This window comes from Adonisia turfae CCMR0081, assembly GCF_011009555.1.
GTDB classification, from domain to species: domain Bacteria; phylum Cyanobacteriota; class Cyanobacteriia; order Phormidesmidales; family Phormidesmidaceae; genus Leptothoe; species Leptothoe turfae.
This window is the reverse complement of record NZ_QXHD01000004.1, coordinates 3,486,725-3,503,563: the sequence shown is the minus strand read 5'-3', so window position 1 is coordinate 3,503,563 and position 16,839 is coordinate 3,486,725. Positions and strand designations below refer to the sequence as shown.

Sequence of the window (16,839 nt, the reverse complement as noted above, 5' to 3'; positions counted from 1 at the left end):
GTTTACCCTACAATTTGCGCTTGAGTGACCACGATACATTCGCTAATTTGCCTCCTTGCCTGTATGAAAACACATCAGCTACCCTGCTCTGCAATAATGCAAGAGTCGCGCTGATAAAAAGAAGAGAATGCACAGTACTTTTCAGATGACTTAGATGCGATGGATTGCTGCACTGTTAACAACGCCAATTGTGGCTGGTGTCGTCATCGCCATACGCTTTACAGGCGCGCTACAGTTATTAGAGTGGGCGATCTATGACCAATACTTTCAACTACGACCAGTAGACCCCATTGACGAACGAATTCTGCTGGTCACCATTGAGGAGTCTGATATCAGTCGTCTCGGTCAGTGGCCTCTCTCTGACGCCACACTGGCCCAGCTGATTCAAAATCTCAGACAACATCAACCTGCTGTCATCGGTTTAGACCTATATCGCGACCTACCTGTGGAGCCGGGGCATCAAGACTGGGTTGAGGTGATGACGTCTACCTCTAATCTGATTGGTGTCGAGAAAGCCATTGGCCGCACAGTGGCCCCCCCCGCTGAGTTAGAGAGCCAGGGACAGGTGGCCCTGACTGACTTGCTGGTGGATGCGGATGGTAAGTTTCGGCGAGGATTGTTGTCCCATGCCAATGCCGACGATGAGCTCCGACTGGGGCTGGGGGCAGAGCTGGCCGTGCGTTATTTAGCCATGCAGGGAGTTCCCCAGGAAGTGGTGGATGCGGACCAGAAAATTTATCGTTTGGGACAGGCGATCCTCAGGCCATTGCGCGGTAACGCTGGTGGCTACATTCGCACTAACGCTGGTGGTTATCAGATTCTGATTAATTTTCGCGGCCATGCAAACCAATTTCCCCAGATATCTGTAACTGAGGCCCTGAATAATCGTCTAGAGCCAGATTTGGTTCGCGATCGCATCGTACTTGTCGGCGGCATGGCCACCAGTCTCAATGACTTGTTTTATACGCCCTACAGCAGTCGCCTGATCAATACACCAGAAGCGACGGCAGGAATGGTACTCCATGCCAATCTGGCCAGCACTCTAGTGAGTGCAGCCCTGGATGGCCGGGCAGTGCTGCGGGTGTGGGCTGACCCCATAGAGGCAGTCTGGATTTTGATCTGGTCTGGGGTGGGAGCCCTGGGATACCAGTGGCTATTGGAATCCAAACGAGATAGTACCCGGAGGTTTACCCGTCTGGCTATTTTGATCACTGCTGTAGTATTGGCAGGGGGTGTTTTGTCAGTCAGTAGCTATCTAACATTCCTCGGTGGCTGGTGGATTCCGGTGGTGCCTCCATTTTTAGCGCTGATTGGGTCTGCAAGTGCGATCGCAGGCTACGAAATCCTCAAATTGCAACACTATCGCACCGAGTTAGCCCAACAAAATCTCAAACTTGAGAAAGACAAAATTCGAGCTGAAGCCGCATCCCAAGCCAAAAGTCAGTTTTTAGCCAAAATGAGCCATGAATTTCGGACACCGCTTAACGCGATCTTAGGCTTTACTCAGCTAATGGGACAAGATCCATCATTAACGACACAACAAAAAAAGTCTTTAGACATTATTAATCTTAGCGGCGAGCATCTTCTCAATTTGATTAACGATATTCTTGAGATTTCTAAAATTGAAGCTAACCGGGTTGTATTACATGAAACCAACGTAGACCTGTACAGTCTGTTGGATATGCTCAAAGCCATGCTAGAGCCTAAGGCCATGGCTAAGGGGCTAAAACTCTATTTTGAACGAACCCCCAATGTGCCCCAGTTTGTGACGGCGGATGAAGGCAAATTACGACAAGTATTAATTAACCTATTAGATAACTCAATTAAATTTACTGAGGCCGGCACTGTTATTCTGCGCCTTTCAGGCACCATGAGCAAACAGTCTCAACTTCTGTTACACTTTGCAGTAGAAGACACTGGTCCCGGTATCGCTCAGGAGGAAGTGTCTACTCTGTTTGAGATTTTTACCCAAGGTAAAGTAGGGCGAACTTTTTTAGACGGGGTAGGATTGGGCTTACCCATTAGCCAGCAGCTGGTTAATTTAATGGGAGGAGAAATTACCATTAGTTCCGTTTTAGACCGAGGAACAATATTTAAGTTTGATATTCCAGCCAGTCTAGAACCGTCCCTTCAGCATCAACCCCCCCCTGCCTACCATGTCAGTAGTCTGGCTGCGGATCAAGCACCTTTACGCATATTAATTGCTGATGATGAGCCGATTAGTCGTAAGTTACTCAACAAACTATTGACATCGTTAGGATTTCAGATCCGTGAAGCCACCAATGGTCAAGAAGCCGTTGCTCTCTGGGAAAGTTGGCACCCCCACTTCATCTGGATGGATATGCAAATGCCCGTGATGAATGGCTGCGAAGCCACTCGCCAAATTCGGCAGAAAAGCCAAGAGGCCAATATCTCTTCGCCTACTATTGTGGCACTGACTGCCAGTGCTCTGGCTCAAGATCGAGAAAAAAGCCTGGGAGCTGGTTGCGATGATTTTGTCAGCAAGCCATTTCGCCGCGATGAGCTGTTGGATAAATTGTCCCAATATTTAGGTGTTCGTTATCAATAGATCGTGTACGGGCGGGTCGACATTACTCACCCGTAAAGAAGATTAGACAACCAGCCAGTAGCAACGGGAGCACGACCTTAGAAGGGCTTACCTATTGTAAATAATTGCAACTGCATGTAAATGCGTTGCAATCCTACCGTCTGATCAGGTGTAATTGCCCTGAGATAGTGGGTTCGCTTCATTGACTGTCACCGACTACGGTTTTCCCTAACGGATACCTTGAGACTATCGACTACTATAAAGTCACAGCAAAAAAGAAACGTAAACATCATGGATGCAACCTTTGATAGCGATAAGCGCAAAGTCTTGTCAGCCCTGGCCCATGGCTCCATCTTTCTAAGTCAGCTAATATTTTCAGCTGGCATTCCTGCTGCGCTTTGGATTGTTTCTGATGACCCAGTTGTGAAGGAAAACTCTAAAGAAGCCTTGAACTTCCACCTGAATATCTGGATCTATAGTTTTGTCGTAGGTATTTTGGTATGGATCCTGATTGGCTGGCTGCTTGTCATTCCCCTAATAATTTTTCAGTGGGTTATGCCAGTGCTCGCAATTTTGGGAAGTTTCAGTAACCCTGATAGTGCCTTTAAATACCCATTTATTATTCGCTTTCTGTAAGTCAGCGTAGACATCTCTGCTCAAGCTCTTTACAAATCAGAGCTTGAGCTTGAAATATTTTTTCGTGTCCGAGTAAATACTGAGACGATTTCATCATTTGTTGACACTTAAAGACTTGACTAATCTCCTGATGGGTCTATGGCCAGGATGAATACTGTAATAAGTAGTCCAACATCTTAGACGGACTGCTTTTTTCGTAACCCATTCGGCAACCCCTGTGAATAAAGATCGCTGGTTTAATTGGACTGAATACGCACTGCTCGTAGGCTCTGGTGCTGGAACAGTTGCCTCCATGGCTACACAACAGGCACTGTTAGCTGCGGCCCCCTTGTCACTACTAGCTGGTTTAGGGTTAATCAGCCGCAGACAGCTACAATCGAGGCTTTCCCAGAGCGAGTCAGTGATGTTGTCGGTCAACAGCACCTTAGATAACCGGTTGCACGATATGCAAGAGCAACTGGAAGATGTGCCCACCCATGAACAGCTTCAGGCCGTGCGGCAGTCAGTCGTTGCTCAGAACCAGCAAGATATTCTGAGTTTATCCCAGTTATTTGAATACACGCGGAACATGTTGCTGGAAAAAATTGAACAGCAAGAAGTTCCAGACTTACAGGAGCTGCACCAGGACATTGGGAAACTGAAGGAGCACTGCACCAAGCTAGGGATTAACCTCAAGGATGTCAGGTCTCGCTGTCAGCAACTTGCAGACACCAGCCGCCTTGAAACAGCCGAGTCGATGGTGACAAAGCTCAAGGCTGAGTTGATGCAGTTGCGAGTTCATCTGGAAGTCTTTGGGGCAGATACAAAGAATAATTATTCTGGCCTAAATGACAAGCTTCAATATTTGAAACAGCAGGTGCTACAGCTCACAACTGATGAGCGCCAATCGTTACTCAAAGCCGAGGTGCAGGAGCTGGTTAAAACGGTTTCAGATATGGTCTCTCGGGATGAGTTTTTGGCACTATCAGCTCGATTGCAGGAAATACAGGCTGATAAATCAGCCATGCTACAGGCAGCTCCCAGCTTTACTAATGAGCCATCAGTCCCGGTAGCGCGATTACAACGGCGGGTTGATTCCTTAGAGCAAGAAATGAGCACAGTAACTAACTCTGTGTTGGAGGCTGTGGCTGAAACATTAGGTCCCTTGCACAAGCCAACAGGTGATGTCTTTGCCCAACTGCAAGAGCGTTTAGACGCTACGGATCAGCAAATGAGCACCATCACCGAAACGGTGCTACAGGCGGTGGCTGAAACCCTGGAGCCATTCCAAACATCACTGTCCTCTGCGGCTGAGAGTCAGTGGCTATTCGACTTTGACAATGTGGAAGGTAAGTCAAATAGTCGACGGGCCCTAGAACAACTTTTGGCCAAGGCTCAGAAAAGAGTTGTGTTGGTTTGGCCTTGGGCTGACAGTGTTAACCTTGATGCCGATCTGCTACAGCAACTACGTCAAGTACTCGATCGCAACTGTCGCTTGGATATTGGCTGGTGCCACCAAGGAGAGAATCGTGAGCATCCTTTACTACGCAGCATTAGCCAACGTTGGAGTGAAAGTAACGCTCGCCATCGTCAGCTAAAACATGCCCTTAATCAGTTATTACCCCTCAAGCAAGATTATCCAGATCTGTTTTCTTTTAAGGTTTTGGGTACCACCGAGAACTTTATGGTGTGTGATTCCACCTCTGCCTTGATTGGCATGCAGGCCCTATCTACCCAAACCAGTCTCTTTCCCACCGTAAAGCTTAAACTGCACACGACTGATCTCGGTGTGATTCAGCCCCTGATTCAGCGTTTTGAGAATCCTGTCATTAACGCTGAAGATACCGGTGCTTACTTTAATCGCGGCATTACTCGCTACGATATGCGTGACTTTGCCGGAGCAATTGACGACTTTACCCACGTGATTGCCAGTAGCCCTAGTGCAGCTGCCTACAATTGTCGTGGTGTTGCCTGGATGGAGATGAATGACTATGCCAGAGCTCTTAAGGACTTTGGCGATGCCATTCACTTGAACGCTGGATTGTTTGCCGCTCGCTGTAATCGAGGCGTACTGAGAATAGATATTCGGGACTATGATGGTGCCCTGGATGACCTGGCCGCTGCTTCTGAGCTTTGCCCCCAGAGTGCTATTCCTTACTTTTATCAAGGGCGAATTTTCCAATTTCAGGGAGAGCTCCGCCAGGCGGTGGGAAAATTTGGCTTAGCAATTGAGCGACAGCCTAAGCTAGCACTGCCCTACTGCTACCGGGGCGCAGTTTATCAAAAACAGGGTAAGGTGTTGCAGGCAATTGCTGACTTAGAAACAGCTGCCCGTTTACTGCGGGCCACTGGCGATTGGAATAATCTGAAACAGGTAGTGCGCAAGTTAGCTCGGCTTAAGCAAGTACTGCAGATAAATGCGCCAGTGGCAATCTAGCATTATGAACTTTCGGGGCCCTGTTGGGGTTGTCTATGTTTAAGCAACAACGGCATGGGCAAGCTGACCCATTAAGCCAATTTCACTGCAAACTTCGTAGAACTTTACGTCTGGTGGTGCGGCAAATAGACCGGATAGCTCCCTAACAATTTTTTGATAGGTAGGGTTCTGATGGGCATCCATATCTTCGACGTTGTCCCACAAAATTACGGCAATGCCTCTATCGGTGCCTGGCTCTTGGAAAAGATAGGCTCCTTGAAAGCCATCACCATTACCATAGGTGGCAACAGCCTGTTCATAAAGCTGTCGGGCCTCAGAGAAACGACCGGGTTGGAATTCGCCAATGGCAATGTAGGCCTGTTTATGTTTAAGAAAATCGGTAAAGTCGCTCATAGTCATCTCACGGTTCAGTTGTAGGGAACTTCTAGTGTGGAGCAACAGTTATGAGGTGCTGCAAATTTGTGACGTTGGTTTGTGATTCTTAGGGTTGATTTACGGTTTTGTTGATTTGGTAGACAATAGCGCTACATCAACCTGCTGGTAGAGACATTTTCTATCCTTAGAATTATCGAGCACCCAATCAGCCTGGGCGACTTTCTCACTGAGGGGAAGCTGATGGTTAATGCGTGCTGTTGCTGCACTTAGGGAAAGTGAATTACGGGACATCAGTCGCTGTTTTTGTTGTTCAAGGTTACAAACAACTACCCAGACTTCGCTAACTAGATGGGTTAGTTTAGCTTCAAATAACAGTGGAATAGCGTAGACCAGGGTTTGATTAGCAGGATACTCACGACGCACCTGGTTGAATCGCTGGCGGACAAAGGGGTGGATTTGCTGCTCAACCCATTGTTTCTCATCGGGCTGATTAAAAATAATGGTGCCCAGCTGTGGACGATTGAGGGAACCATCAGCGAGCAAAAGGTCATTCCCATAGCGCTGGGCTAAGGTACACAAGATGGGAGAGCCGATGGCCACTGCTTCACGGGCATAAACATCGGCGTCAAGAATAGGCAGGCGGTGGGTGGTGGCAAGATAGTCAGAAACAGTCGTTTTACCGGTGGCGATGCCTCCGGTCAGACCAATGATGCGCTGGTTTATCGATCCATTCATGGGCCATCAGCCCAGGCGACTAGGGCATCGGTCAGACCCTCTAGGGTGTAAGTCGTGGCTTCAATATCTACGCGTCCCAGGTCTTCCAGGCAAGTTTTTGTGGTTTGGGGACCAATGGATGCGATCGCAACCCCTTCCATATATGTTATCCACCCCTCACCAAACTGAGTCATCATCAGCTGTTTAAAATGTCGCACGGTTTTAGAACTGGCAAACGTGACAGCATTAACCAGACCTTGCTGCAGAGCTGTTACGGCCTCAACAGCCATTGTTTCAGGACAGCCCGACTCATAGGCAGCCACCTCTGTGACGATGGCCCCCTGACTGGAGAATTCTTTAACCAGAATATCTCGCCCCCCTGTCTCTACCCTTGGAAACAGAATCTCTAAGCCATCTACAGGCACCGGAAAACTCTCTACCAGATCATCAGCCACATAATTAGCTGGAATGAAATCAGATCTTAACCCCCATTCAGTCAAAATCTTGGCCGTTTTTTTACCCACAACGGCCAGTTTCAAATGGGCCAATTGCCGCAGATCGTACTTGTTCTCTAACAACCGATCTAAAAAGAAATTAACAGCATTGGCAGAGGTTAAAATTAGCCAGTCAAACCGCTGTAAGTTTCCCAATGCCTGATCTAATGCAGTCCAGTTGGATGGTGGTCGAATTTCTAACGCAGGCATATCAATCACCGTGGCACCTTGGTGATTGAGCATTTGAGTAAACGCGCTGGATTGTCCCACAGCACGAGTCACGAGAATTATCTTGTCATCTAGGGACAGCTTGTCCTGGGATAGATTGTTAGTCGTCATCGGCGGATGCAAAAACTCTCGCAAGCGTACCACCTCACCGATGACAATAATGCAGGGCGATAGCCGTTCACCCTTTGTAAGCTGGGTAATGTTGAGCAAGGTCCCCTGCCAACATCGCTGTTGCGGCTGACTAGCCCATTGAATGATGGCGATGGGGGTATCACCATGTCGTTCGTGGATTTGCAGCTGATAGCAAATTTCCCCCAGATGTCGCCCACCCATTAGAAAAACCAAGGTTTCTAAATTGGCCACCTTAGCCCAGTCAAGGGCTTGCAGGTCATGGGCGGTAAAAACACCAAACCCATGGCTGAGAGCTGGATCGGTCAATGGAATGGCATTTAGCAGAGGAGCTGCTAGCGCCGATGATACCCCAGGAATTACCTCAAAATTGCAGCTGGCGCTTTTAAGGGCCTGAATTTCTGCAGCTGCACGGCCAAAGATAAACGGGTCACCACTTTTGAGCCTCACCACCTGTTTCCCCTGTTGACAGTGGGTGACCAGTAACTGATTGATCTTAGTCTGGGGTGTACTAGGCTGACCGCCGCGTTTGCCCACATGGATGGTTTCGCATACAGGAGATAGCTGCAACAAGAGTCGCCTATCCACCAAGGCATCGTAAATTAAACAGTCCGCTTGCCGCAGTACCTGTTGTCCCCGCACAGTCAGGTAGTCGATATTGCCTGGCCCTGCGCCCAAGAGATAAACCTTGCCGCTCACGTTTGATCGCCCCCTCTTAACAGACCTCTCTTAATAGCCCCCCTTTCAGATATCTTGCTGGCGTTTTACCCATCGATGCCTATGTATTTTTTGGTGTAATACCAGGCGTGGCAATGCTTGGAGTCCCCTTAGCACTATGCCCCATAGCTTGTTGACCAATGCCTTGGACCGTTAGCACTGAACAAGGGGCATGGTGCATAACATAGTTGCTGACGCTACCCAGTAACAACTCACTAAAGCCAGTGCGACCGCGGCGACCCATGATAATCAGGTCAGCCTGCCAACGGGTTGCGACCTCGCATAGGGCCGTACCAGCGGTACCCAGCGGGCAATCGTATTCTGCCTTGAGACCCTGGCGATGGACAAACTCCGTTTGCGATCGCAGCCAGTGTTCAATTTCCTGTTTGCGCTGTTGCCAGCTAACTATATGACTTTGATATAACTCGCTGGTCCAAACACCCTGCATGCCTTCCATACTTAAATAGATAGGCTCGGGATAGCCAACATCCATAGGTGGAATGACCGTAACAAGGTTTAGCCGAGCGTTGGCCTTGGCTAAAGCAATAGCTTCTTCCAGGACGTTACGGCTACTGGTACTGCCCTCTAAAGCTACTAAAATTCGTTGAAACATAGCGACTATTCTCCTATACACGGACGGCGTGGGGGTAAACAATCGTGCCTTTATTATCGATTACTTATTACTCAAAGATTCTAAAAAATTCTGTAGTTACTAAAAAAACTATCAATTGAGAAATATTAAGTTTTTAAAGATCGTTTATGCCCCTAGACAGCGACAATGTTTGGGCAAAACATAGGATCTAGCATCCTTTAGATTAAATAAAAATATAATCAACATAAAGGATAGATTGCATCCATAAAAATAGCTCTCAAGAGTTGTAACCACCAAGATTTCTAACTGTTAATTCTATCAATACCGACTATGGAACTTGCTATCAATGCTTGATAAGTAATATGAACAATGCTTTCAAGTCTTTGCTTACCGTTGTTTAACGTGGAGCTGGAACCCTAGAATACAAACAGTTCAAATGGTCAAGAAATTATAGTAAAAGAGTTCCATTGCTCTAGATTACTATTCCTTAAAACTGATCTTTTGCAACTCTCGTTTCCTTGTTTAGCCACAATTAGTGATACCCCAAACTTCAAGTTGCTGAATTAACTAAAAGCTAATGACTTGATTTGAGGTATCTACATATTTCCCACCCCAGTTAATACTCATTGAGAGGTTAGGAATCATGCATGTTCTTCGTTGGTTAGCGACTAGTTTTGACTATATTTTTGGCGCAGCCATTCGTATTTTCGGTCCAAATGATGATGCCTATCCAACTATTGGTGTGCAGCCCTATGAAGGCGACCCCTATTCTTCTGGTTGGATCTAACTAATCGGTTGCTGTTACCCAGCTCATTACGTCAAGCTCATCGAGAATCGATATGCTCCTCTAGGGCTCTGGTATTACTGCCAGAGCTTTTTCATTAGTGTTCAGCATGGGCTAATGCAGGTGTGACCTAATTTCCTAAGCGCTGCAACGGTGTACTGTTCGCGTTACGATAAGGTTGTCGATTAAAAAATCTTAAATATCCATGGGTTGGCAATGCTGACGGCAAACAAGTGGATGGAGTAACGCTTAATGACGCTTTCTTTGCCTATGGGTTTAATGGGGCCTCAGTCCGAGTTAGATAGCCGCGTAACCCTAGATGTTCAACACCTGAAGAAATCCTATGGTCGCGGTAAGCGAAGATTTGAGGCAGTGCGGGATGTCTCGCTGCGCATCTGTGCCGGTGAGGTGCTGGCGTTTTTAGGGCCCAACGGTGCTGGTAAAACAACGACCATCAAGATGATTGGCGGTCTGGTGCGACCTGACGCTGGGCAGGTCAGCATTGATGGTTTAGATCCCCATCGTCAGTCAGCCGCACTTAAACACGTTGGGGCCGTTTTAGAAGGTAATCGTAATCTTTACTGGCGGTTAACGCCTTTAGAAAATATTGAGTACTTTGGTGGTTTACGGCAGGTACCTCGGCGTTTGGCACGACAGCGCGGTGAACAACTGTTGGAACAGTTTGGTCTCATTGAAAAACGTAAAACACCTGTGCAAAAACTGTCGCGGGGGATGCAACAAAAACTTGCGATCGCAGTTGCCTTAGTACATCAGCCTACACTGTTATTGTTAGATGAACCCACCCTGGGACTGGATGTGGAAGCTAGTGAAACTGTGAAAACCCTAGTGCGAGATATTGCGGCAGCGGGTTGCGCTATCTTACTGACTACCCATCAGTTAGATGTGGCTGAGGAACTTTCACATCGGGTTGCCATTATTCGTCAAGGCCAAATTATTACAGAGCAACCCACACTCTCCCTAATTCAACAGTTTTCTGGAACAACCTATCGTATTGACTGTGGCCAACCCATTGATGTTGGGCGCACCCAGAAAATTGTGCACCTTGGCGGTACTGTGCATGATAATCAGGTGCATTTTCCAGGCGAGGCCCTCTATGAATTACTAGATATTCTTCGGCCTTTACCCATTAGAGAGATTCGGCAAGATCGGGCTGATTTGACCGATGTATTTCTGTCGTTGATTCGTGATGCTAACGATAATCGCGATGAACAAGGGTTGCTAACAGACCAATGACGAGCACGCTAATCATTGGGGATGATTCGGGTATATCTTGAGCGCTGTTGCTGTGATCAATTAAGCGGCCATAGCCATCACCCCCAACCCCGTCATTAGCCGCATCAATGCTGTAGGTCCAACCCTGGTGGAAGGTACCCGCACAGGCAACATGGACAACAGCTAGACTGCTTAGGGTACAACCAATGAGCAACAAAAATGGTTTCAATGGTTTCATAGGCGATCGCCAGTATTCATGTTTAACCCTGATGTCAGTGCTATGGTGCAGATATGATCACGCATTCCAAACGCTGCACGGTCTTAATGCTACTGATGGTTGGCGATAGCGCTCCCGCAGAATTACCGACTTACCTTACAAAATAAGGACTTTAAATAAATATATGCCTGCAAAAGACTTCTACAATGATGTTATGCGCAACAGCCTAATGAGAGATGGTTGGACGATTGCTTACGCTCCCTTTCGTTTGCCGGTCGGTAGTTTAGCTAGTTTTTTTGAACAGAGAAAGGGTTAGGATTTAATAGACTTTGAACTTAATCGGTAATCGCTATAATTATCATCAGGCTTGTGATTCAAATTCAAGGTTTGCCCCTTGGTTTGCCCGTAGGCCACAATGGATCGGTTTTATCTGAGACAACATTGCCATGGTAGCCATCAAGCAGTCTAATTATTTTTCACCAGAAGACTATCTTGAGGCAGAGAAATCAAGCCTGGTTAAACATGAATACCATGATGGTGATGTTTATGCGATGGCGGGTGCCAGCGATGAGCATGTCACCATTGGAATTAATATTACGTCCTTACTGCGAAGTGCTTTGCGAGGTAGCAACTGTCGTACCTATGGATCTGATATGAAAGTTCAGATCGATGCGGTCAATCACTATTATTATCCTGATGTGATGGTGAGCTGCGATCAGCGTGATCGAGAGTTTAAATACTTTAAAAAATATCCAACTCTAATTATTGAAGTTCTTTCAGAGAGCACTGAGGCTAAGGATCGGGGTAAAAAATTTGAGCATTACCGACATCTGGAAACATTGCGAGAGTATGTTTTGGTAAGTCAAGCTCAGCAACAGGTTGAAGTGTTTCGGAAAAATGAATCAGGATTATGGGTGTTGCATCCGTTTGGTAAGGATGATGAGGTTAAACTGATGAGTGTAGATATAAGGTTTTCCATGGCATCCCTATACGAAGATGTTGAATTTGTAGCCACTTTCAATGATTGATTTTGCGTCATATTATGGAGGCGAGTGGGATTATCAGGAAAATATAGACAACCTGTCCCATATAGATTTTGCATGTTTAACCTACTCATCGGCGAGCTGAAAAGAACGTGGATTCAGTTCCGAAAGTCATGCTTTATCTGACATGCAACCATAGATCAGTTTATTTTGGAGTCGTTACACCATTTGACTCGATTCTTCTCCTAATTGTTCAGTAATGCTGGAGAACAACTCTAGTGCAGTTTCTAAGTCTTCTGCAATTTCTAAGGCCAAAACGTCTGGATCAGGCAGGTTCTCTGCGTCTTCCAGGCTTTCGTCACGAAGCCAGAAAATATCCAGGTTGGCTTTGTCCCGTTGTACCAGTTCATCATAGGTGAAGGCTTTGAATTGTTCGGTTTCTTTGCGATCGCAACGGTTCTCAACGTTATAGCACTGGATAAAGTCTTGCAGGTGTGGGTAGCGGAGAGGGTTGGTTTTGAGGGTGAAGTGTTGGTTGGTGCGCAGATCGTAGATCCAGAGTTTTTGGGTCCAGGGGGTATCGCTGGCGGGTTTGCGGTCAAAGAATAGCACGTTAGCTTTGACTCCCTGGGCATAGAAGATGCCAGTGGGCAGACGCAATAGGGTGTGGACGTCACACTCTTGCAGGAGCTCACGGCGGACGGTTTCGCCTGCACCGCCTTCAAAGAGAACATTGTCAGGAACAACAACAGCGGCTCTGCCATGCATTTCTAGCAAGGTTTTTACGTGCTGTAGAAAGTTGAGCTGTTTGTTGGAGGTGGTGGCGTAGAAGCCGTCGCGTTCGTAGGTAAGGGTTTCTTTTTTGGCTTTGCCTTCTTCGTTAAAGATGGTGATGCTGCTCTTTTTGCCGAAGGGGGGATTGGTGAGCACCATTTTGAAGTAATCGCCAGGGTGAGACAGCAAACTGTCTTTGGCTACGATGATGGTTTCGTTGTCTTTGCCTTCGATGCCGTGGAGGTAGAGGTTCATGGCGCAGAGACGGACGACGCTGTCGGCGACATCGTTGCCGCGAAAGGTGTTGTAGCGGAGGAAGCGTTTTTGGACTTTGTCCAGGGGGTAGGTTTTGGTGAGGTAGTCGTGGGCGACGAGGAAGAACCCGCCGGTACCGCAGGCGGGGTCGCAGATGGTTTCACCGGGTTGGGGGCGCATGACTTCGACCATGGCCTGGATCAGGGGGCGGGGTGTGAAGTACTGACCGGCACCGCTTTTGGTATCTTCGGCATTTTTCTGGAGGAGGCCTTCGTAGATGTCGCCTTTGACGTCGGTATCAAGGCCGATCCAGGTTTCTTCGTTGATGAGTTTGAGCAGGCGTTCGAGTTTGGCGGGGTCCTGGATTTTGTTTTGGGATTTGCGAAAGATGACGCCGAGGAGTCCCTGGGATTTGCCGAGGGTTTCGAGGGTTTTACGGTAATGGTCTTCTAGGGGTGTTCCGGCTTTGGTTAGTAGGGTTTGCCAGCTGTGTTTTTTGGGGATGATGGCGGTTTTGCCGAGCAGGGTGGTTTGCTCGTCGGCCATTTTGAGGAACAGCAGGTAGGTGAGCTGTTCAACGTAGTCGCTATAGCTGACGCCATCGTCGCGGAGGACGTTGCAGTAGTTCCAGAGTTTTTGGACGATAGAGGCAGATTCGTTAGGCATTAGGGGCAACTAGCTGGCGGTACGGGCGACTCTATCAGATGAGTGGACCTGAGTGGTAAGAAATGTGGTGATGTCTTGGATTAGGGAATGCTGGCGCAGAGTCTGACGTGTTTGCTCAGTTAGCTGGCTGAGAGTAGTTTGGATAAACTGAATAGCACCTTCAGGGTGTTGGTTTAATAGTTCTCTGGGTTGCTTTTGGCCGAGTTGCCATTCTAAGTCAGTGAATTGACGACCGATAAGTTGTTCAAACAGGGGGCGATCTTGTAAGAAGACGGCCTCAATCGTTGGTATGGCTTGCAAAATTTTATAGGGGGTACCCACCGCAGCACTGCGGGTTAAAAATTCCAGGTCTTGCTGATAGCTATGGATGGCGTCGGAGTTACTGGTGTCGGCATCGATAACTAGTAAAACGGGGAGATGCCGATCTAGTAGAAGGCTGCGGGCCATGGTTTCTGCGCCATACTTGCCTTCTCCGTTGATAAATTTGACATCCTCTAACAGCGTTTCATCTAGCAGTGCTCGGAGGATTTCGGCATCAGACGGTCCTTCAACAACGATATATGCTTTAGTCATAGGGTTTTGGCTTCCTCCGGTCTGGGGTCGTAGTCGGGTTTACCTTTTTCGATGCAGACGCGATATTTTTTGAGCAATGATTGCCTCATGCAGCCTTGTTCTAGAGCGTAGGTGATTTCGCTGCCGTTCCAGAGTAAAACCATTTGAGGGCTGAGGTACTGGGCCAGGATGGAGGCGGGTGGTGTGAACCCGCTGCGGCTGAAGACTACTCCAATTGTAGAAGCATGACGACGGAGTAGCTGATTGCGCATTTTCGCGATGGGCTCGACGTTGAGAGGCTCGGTCTGATCCTTGGCTTCGATCAAGCAGGTAAGACCATCGCAATAGACAACACCGTCGATTTGCTCGACGGTTTGGTTTTCGTCAGTGAATGCATACTGCGAGGTCATGTCGCTTAGTTGGACACCGTAGGGATAGGTGATGTCTGCTCCTTCGAGTTGAAAGGCACGTAGAATGAAATATTCGAAGGCTTTGCCAGGTGACCAATCGAGGGTGTTGCGATCTTGGATCGATTGCCAGAACTGAAGCAGTTCCGTCCGTTCATAGGTTTCAATTCTGGCTTGGTAGTCAGCAGCGGTGGGCATGGGCAGAGTAATGCTCTACAAGCTCTCCTGATTCTGGGTTTCTAGACTTTGATCATCTGGATTATTCCCTGGCGTGCCAACCTTTATACTCAATTGCACCATTAATTCATCGTCATAGATTGCAGCTTGCCAGTTGTGTGCTGACTTAATTTGCTCAATAGTTAAACCGCAAGTACCTTTGAGGTTAGCTCCTTTCAAATTCGCACCTTCTAGAAGGCAATTACTAAAGTCAACACCTTTCAAATCGGCCTCTTCAAGGCTAGCTCCATTTAGGTTGGCTTTATTGAATTTAGCGTTGGTCAGTATCGCTTTCCAAAAACGAGCATTTCGTAAATTTGAGCGATAAAAGTTAGCTTCTCTCAAGTCAGAGCAGACGAATCTTGCATTGCTATGGTCATCTTTATAAAAAGAAATACCCCTAAGATCAGAATAGCTAAAGTAGAGAGATAATCCTTCTGGATCGAGATCGGTGTTGCGTCGACCAATAATCATGATCGCTGACTCAATATCTTTGTCATAAGTGAGCGGGGTTTCAGCTATTTTTTTATCAGCCCCTAAGCTTCTTTGATCGCGCACGAAAGCGGCTAAGATTTCCATGATGCTCCAGTGGTCGCGAGGAGAGTCTTGGGCGATGCGCTCCAGGGTATAGATGCCGCCGATACGTACGGCGGTTTGTTCGTGGCCCAGTTGTTCTACGGCGATGGAGAAGCGTTCGGTGATGTTTTGTTCTTGGGAGGCGGCTAGCTGACGGCGGGAGAGGACGATATTCCAAAAGATGGCGATGCCGCCAACAATGGTGGCTACGGTTTGAATCAGGGTAATGCCTGCTTGGGAGCGATCTTTGGGGTCGAGGTTTTGCCAGTTTTGGTAAATGTCAATGCCGGTGGGGATGCCGATGGTGACGGCAAAGGTAACACCCAGGATAAAACCGACTGGGCCAATCCATTTGTCAAAGTTTTGGGCTACTCTCTTGAGGAATCGGTTGATGCTTGATGATTTGTGGTTCATGACGCCTGCCCCTCATTCGACCCATCGGTGATTTCTAGTTGTTTTGTTTTAGTCGTTTTTCGAGATTTCTTTTTCTTAGTCGTTGCCTTTCGCTTCTTACTTTTTGCTTCCTGCTGTACTTTTTCTGCCTGGATACGTTCTAGGAGTAATGATGCTGGCTCATCATTGGGGTCTTGAGGTACTAGTTTGCCTTCAAAGGCTTTTTTAAGAATGCTTTGACGGAGTTTTTCAGCACGCTTGAGATTTTTATCGAGGAGTTGCTCTATTGCATTGATAATTGAAAACTCTTTTTCGATTTCGTCAACAATGAATTTTTGTGCAGATAAAGGGGGCAACGGGATAGGTATTGAGGCCACCTTTGAAAGGCTTAGTGTATGCAGACCAGAGGTTGAGCTTGCTACACGTGTAATGTGTTTCCGTCCATTGATAGATAACATCCACCGAAGAGCATATTGTCCTATCTCAGTTGGAGAAAAGCGAATCTTAATCAGGTGATTTTGATGCAAACACGGTTCTATACTCCCATCCCATATTGCAACTCGGCCAATCTGGTCAATACTTCCGTTCCCTTCAACAATCAGTAAATCACCAGCCTGAAGCAGTACTCTATCGATTTCTGTTTCGGCGACACCAATTTCCTTCATTTCTTGCAAACGCAGTTCTCCTGAATATACGTTTGCTACACGTAAATACGGCATTTGAAGAGGAAATTGTTTACGCTTCGAGTTTTTAGTTACTCCTCCACTGATGCTGCCTAAGCAATCCATACTGGTCCAAGTCCAGTGCTCTGGCAACTCTGGTAACGCTTTCGTATCTGGCGCAGGAGGTTCCTTGTATTTCAGTTTCCACTTGTCATTTTGGGGAACTTTGCCTTTGGCTTCCATCTTTGCCAACTGGTCGGCTTCCCACTTTT

17 protein-coding genes are annotated in these 16,839 nt (G+C 47.4%); 7 read left to right on the top strand and 10 right to left on the bottom strand.

Annotated elements, in window-relative coordinates:
* Positions 1 to 154 precede the first annotated feature (154 nt).
* The 3 genes from DXZ20_RS19435 (at position 155) to DXZ20_RS19425 (ending at position 5,600) form a co-directional block, all read left to right on the top strand.
* Positions 155 to 2,569: a CHASE2 domain-containing protein gene (locus DXZ20_RS19435; protein WP_163699942.1), complete on the top strand. Its 2,415-nt coding sequence runs from the start codon at positions 155 to 157 to the stop codon at positions 2,567 to 2,569.
* Positions 2,570 to 2,839: 270 nt separating this feature from the next.
* On the top strand, positions 2,840 to 3,184 hold the full coding sequence (locus tag DXZ20_RS19430; protein ID WP_163669746.1) for a DUF4870 domain-containing protein: 345 nt from the start codon (positions 2,840 to 2,842) through the stop codon (positions 3,182 to 3,184).
* 217 nt (positions 3,185 to 3,401) lie between these two features.
* Positions 3,402 to 5,600, top strand: coding sequence for a hypothetical protein (locus DXZ20_RS19425; RefSeq protein WP_163699940.1), 2,199 nt, complete (start codon positions 3,402 to 3,404; stop codon positions 5,598 to 5,600).
* A gap of 39 nt (positions 5,601 to 5,639) precedes the next feature.
* On the opposite strand, the gene DXZ20_RS19420 is transcribed toward DXZ20_RS19425, so the two are convergent.
* The 4 genes from DXZ20_RS19420 to DXZ20_RS19405 all read right to left on the bottom strand — a co-directional run bounded on the left by DXZ20_RS19420 (position 5,640) and on the right by DXZ20_RS19405 (position 8,870).
* On the bottom strand, positions 5,640 to 5,993 hold the full coding sequence (locus DXZ20_RS19420) for a putative quinol monooxygenase (RefSeq protein WP_163669743.1): 354 nt from the start codon (positions 5,991 to 5,993) through the stop codon (positions 5,640 to 5,642).
* A gap of 99 nt (positions 5,994 to 6,092) precedes the next feature.
* The gene (gene coaE / locus DXZ20_RS19415) at positions 6,093 to 6,698 is read right to left on the bottom strand and encodes a dephospho-CoA kinase (RefSeq protein WP_163671821.1); all 606 of its coding nucleotides are present in this window, start codon (positions 6,696 to 6,698) and stop codon (positions 6,093 to 6,095) included.
* A gap of 8 nt (positions 6,699 to 6,706) precedes the next feature.
* Positions 6,707 to 8,239, bottom strand: a complete 1,533-nt coding sequence (cobA, locus tag DXZ20_RS19410; protein WP_163699938.1) for a uroporphyrinogen-III C-methyltransferase — start codon at positions 8,237 to 8,239, stop codon at positions 6,707 to 6,709.
* A gap of 79 nt (positions 8,240 to 8,318) precedes the next feature.
* Positions 8,319 to 8,870, bottom strand: coding sequence for a universal stress protein (locus DXZ20_RS19405; protein WP_163699936.1), 552 nt, complete (start codon positions 8,868 to 8,870; stop codon positions 8,319 to 8,321).
* Between the two features lie 622 nt (positions 8,871 to 9,492).
* On the opposite strand from DXZ20_RS19405, the gene DXZ20_RS19400 reads away from it, so the two are divergent.
* Positions 9,493 to 9,636 (top strand): hypothetical protein, encoded by a 144-nt coding sequence (locus tag DXZ20_RS19400; protein ID WP_163669737.1) that lies wholly within the window; start codon positions 9,493 to 9,495, stop codon positions 9,634 to 9,636.
* 249 nt (positions 9,637 to 9,885) lie between these two features.
* Positions 9,886 to 10,887 (top strand): ABC transporter ATP-binding protein, encoded by a 1,002-nt coding sequence (locus DXZ20_RS19395; RefSeq protein ID WP_250565837.1) that lies wholly within the window; start codon positions 9,886 to 9,888, stop codon positions 10,885 to 10,887.
* Here the strand turns inward: DXZ20_RS19395 and DXZ20_RS19390 are convergent.
* Entirely contained in the window at positions 10,844 to 11,104 is a 261-nt protein-coding gene (locus tag DXZ20_RS19390) for a hypothetical protein (protein WP_163699934.1), read from the bottom strand. The two genes, DXZ20_RS19395 and DXZ20_RS19390, sit on opposite strands and share 44 nt — an antisense overlap.
* A gap of 163 nt (positions 11,105 to 11,267) precedes the next feature.
* On the opposite strand from DXZ20_RS19390, the gene DXZ20_RS38765 reads away from it, so the two are divergent.
* Positions 11,268 to 11,399, top strand: a complete 132-nt coding sequence (locus DXZ20_RS38765; protein WP_163669734.1) for an element excision factor XisH family protein — start codon at positions 11,268 to 11,270, stop codon at positions 11,397 to 11,399.
* 130 nt (positions 11,400 to 11,529) lie between these two features.
* Positions 11,530 to 12,111: a Uma2 family endonuclease gene (locus DXZ20_RS19380; RefSeq protein WP_163669732.1), complete on the top strand. Its 582-nt coding sequence runs from the start codon at positions 11,530 to 11,532 to the stop codon at positions 12,109 to 12,111.
* 174 nt (positions 12,112 to 12,285) lie between these two features.
* On the opposite strand, the gene DXZ20_RS19375 is transcribed toward DXZ20_RS19380, so the two are convergent.
* From DXZ20_RS19375 to DXZ20_RS19355, 5 genes are all read right to left on the bottom strand, one after another.
* Positions 12,286 to 13,761, bottom strand: coding sequence for a type I restriction-modification system subunit M (locus DXZ20_RS19375; protein WP_163669729.1), 1,476 nt, complete (start codon positions 13,759 to 13,761; stop codon positions 12,286 to 12,288).
* 9 nt (positions 13,762 to 13,770) lie between these two features.
* Positions 13,771 to 14,334: a hypothetical protein gene (locus DXZ20_RS19370; protein WP_163699932.1), complete on the bottom strand. Its 564-nt coding sequence runs from the start codon at positions 14,332 to 14,334 to the stop codon at positions 13,771 to 13,773.
* Entirely contained in the window at positions 14,331 to 14,918 is a 588-nt protein-coding gene (locus DXZ20_RS19365; RefSeq protein ID WP_163699929.1) for a restriction endonuclease, read from the bottom strand. Before DXZ20_RS19365 ends, DXZ20_RS19370 begins: the two co-directional genes overlap by 4 nt.
* 15 nt (positions 14,919 to 14,933) lie before the next feature.
* Complete coding sequence (locus tag DXZ20_RS19360) at positions 14,934 to 15,926, bottom strand: pentapeptide repeat-containing protein (RefSeq protein ID WP_163699928.1); 993 nt, start codon at positions 15,924 to 15,926, stop codon at positions 14,934 to 14,936.
* Positions 15,923 to 16,839: restriction endonuclease subunit S (locus DXZ20_RS19355; RefSeq protein WP_250565836.1), on the bottom strand; the 917-nt coding region annotated here is incomplete at its 5' end. The genes DXZ20_RS19360 and DXZ20_RS19355, both read right to left, overlap by 4 nt.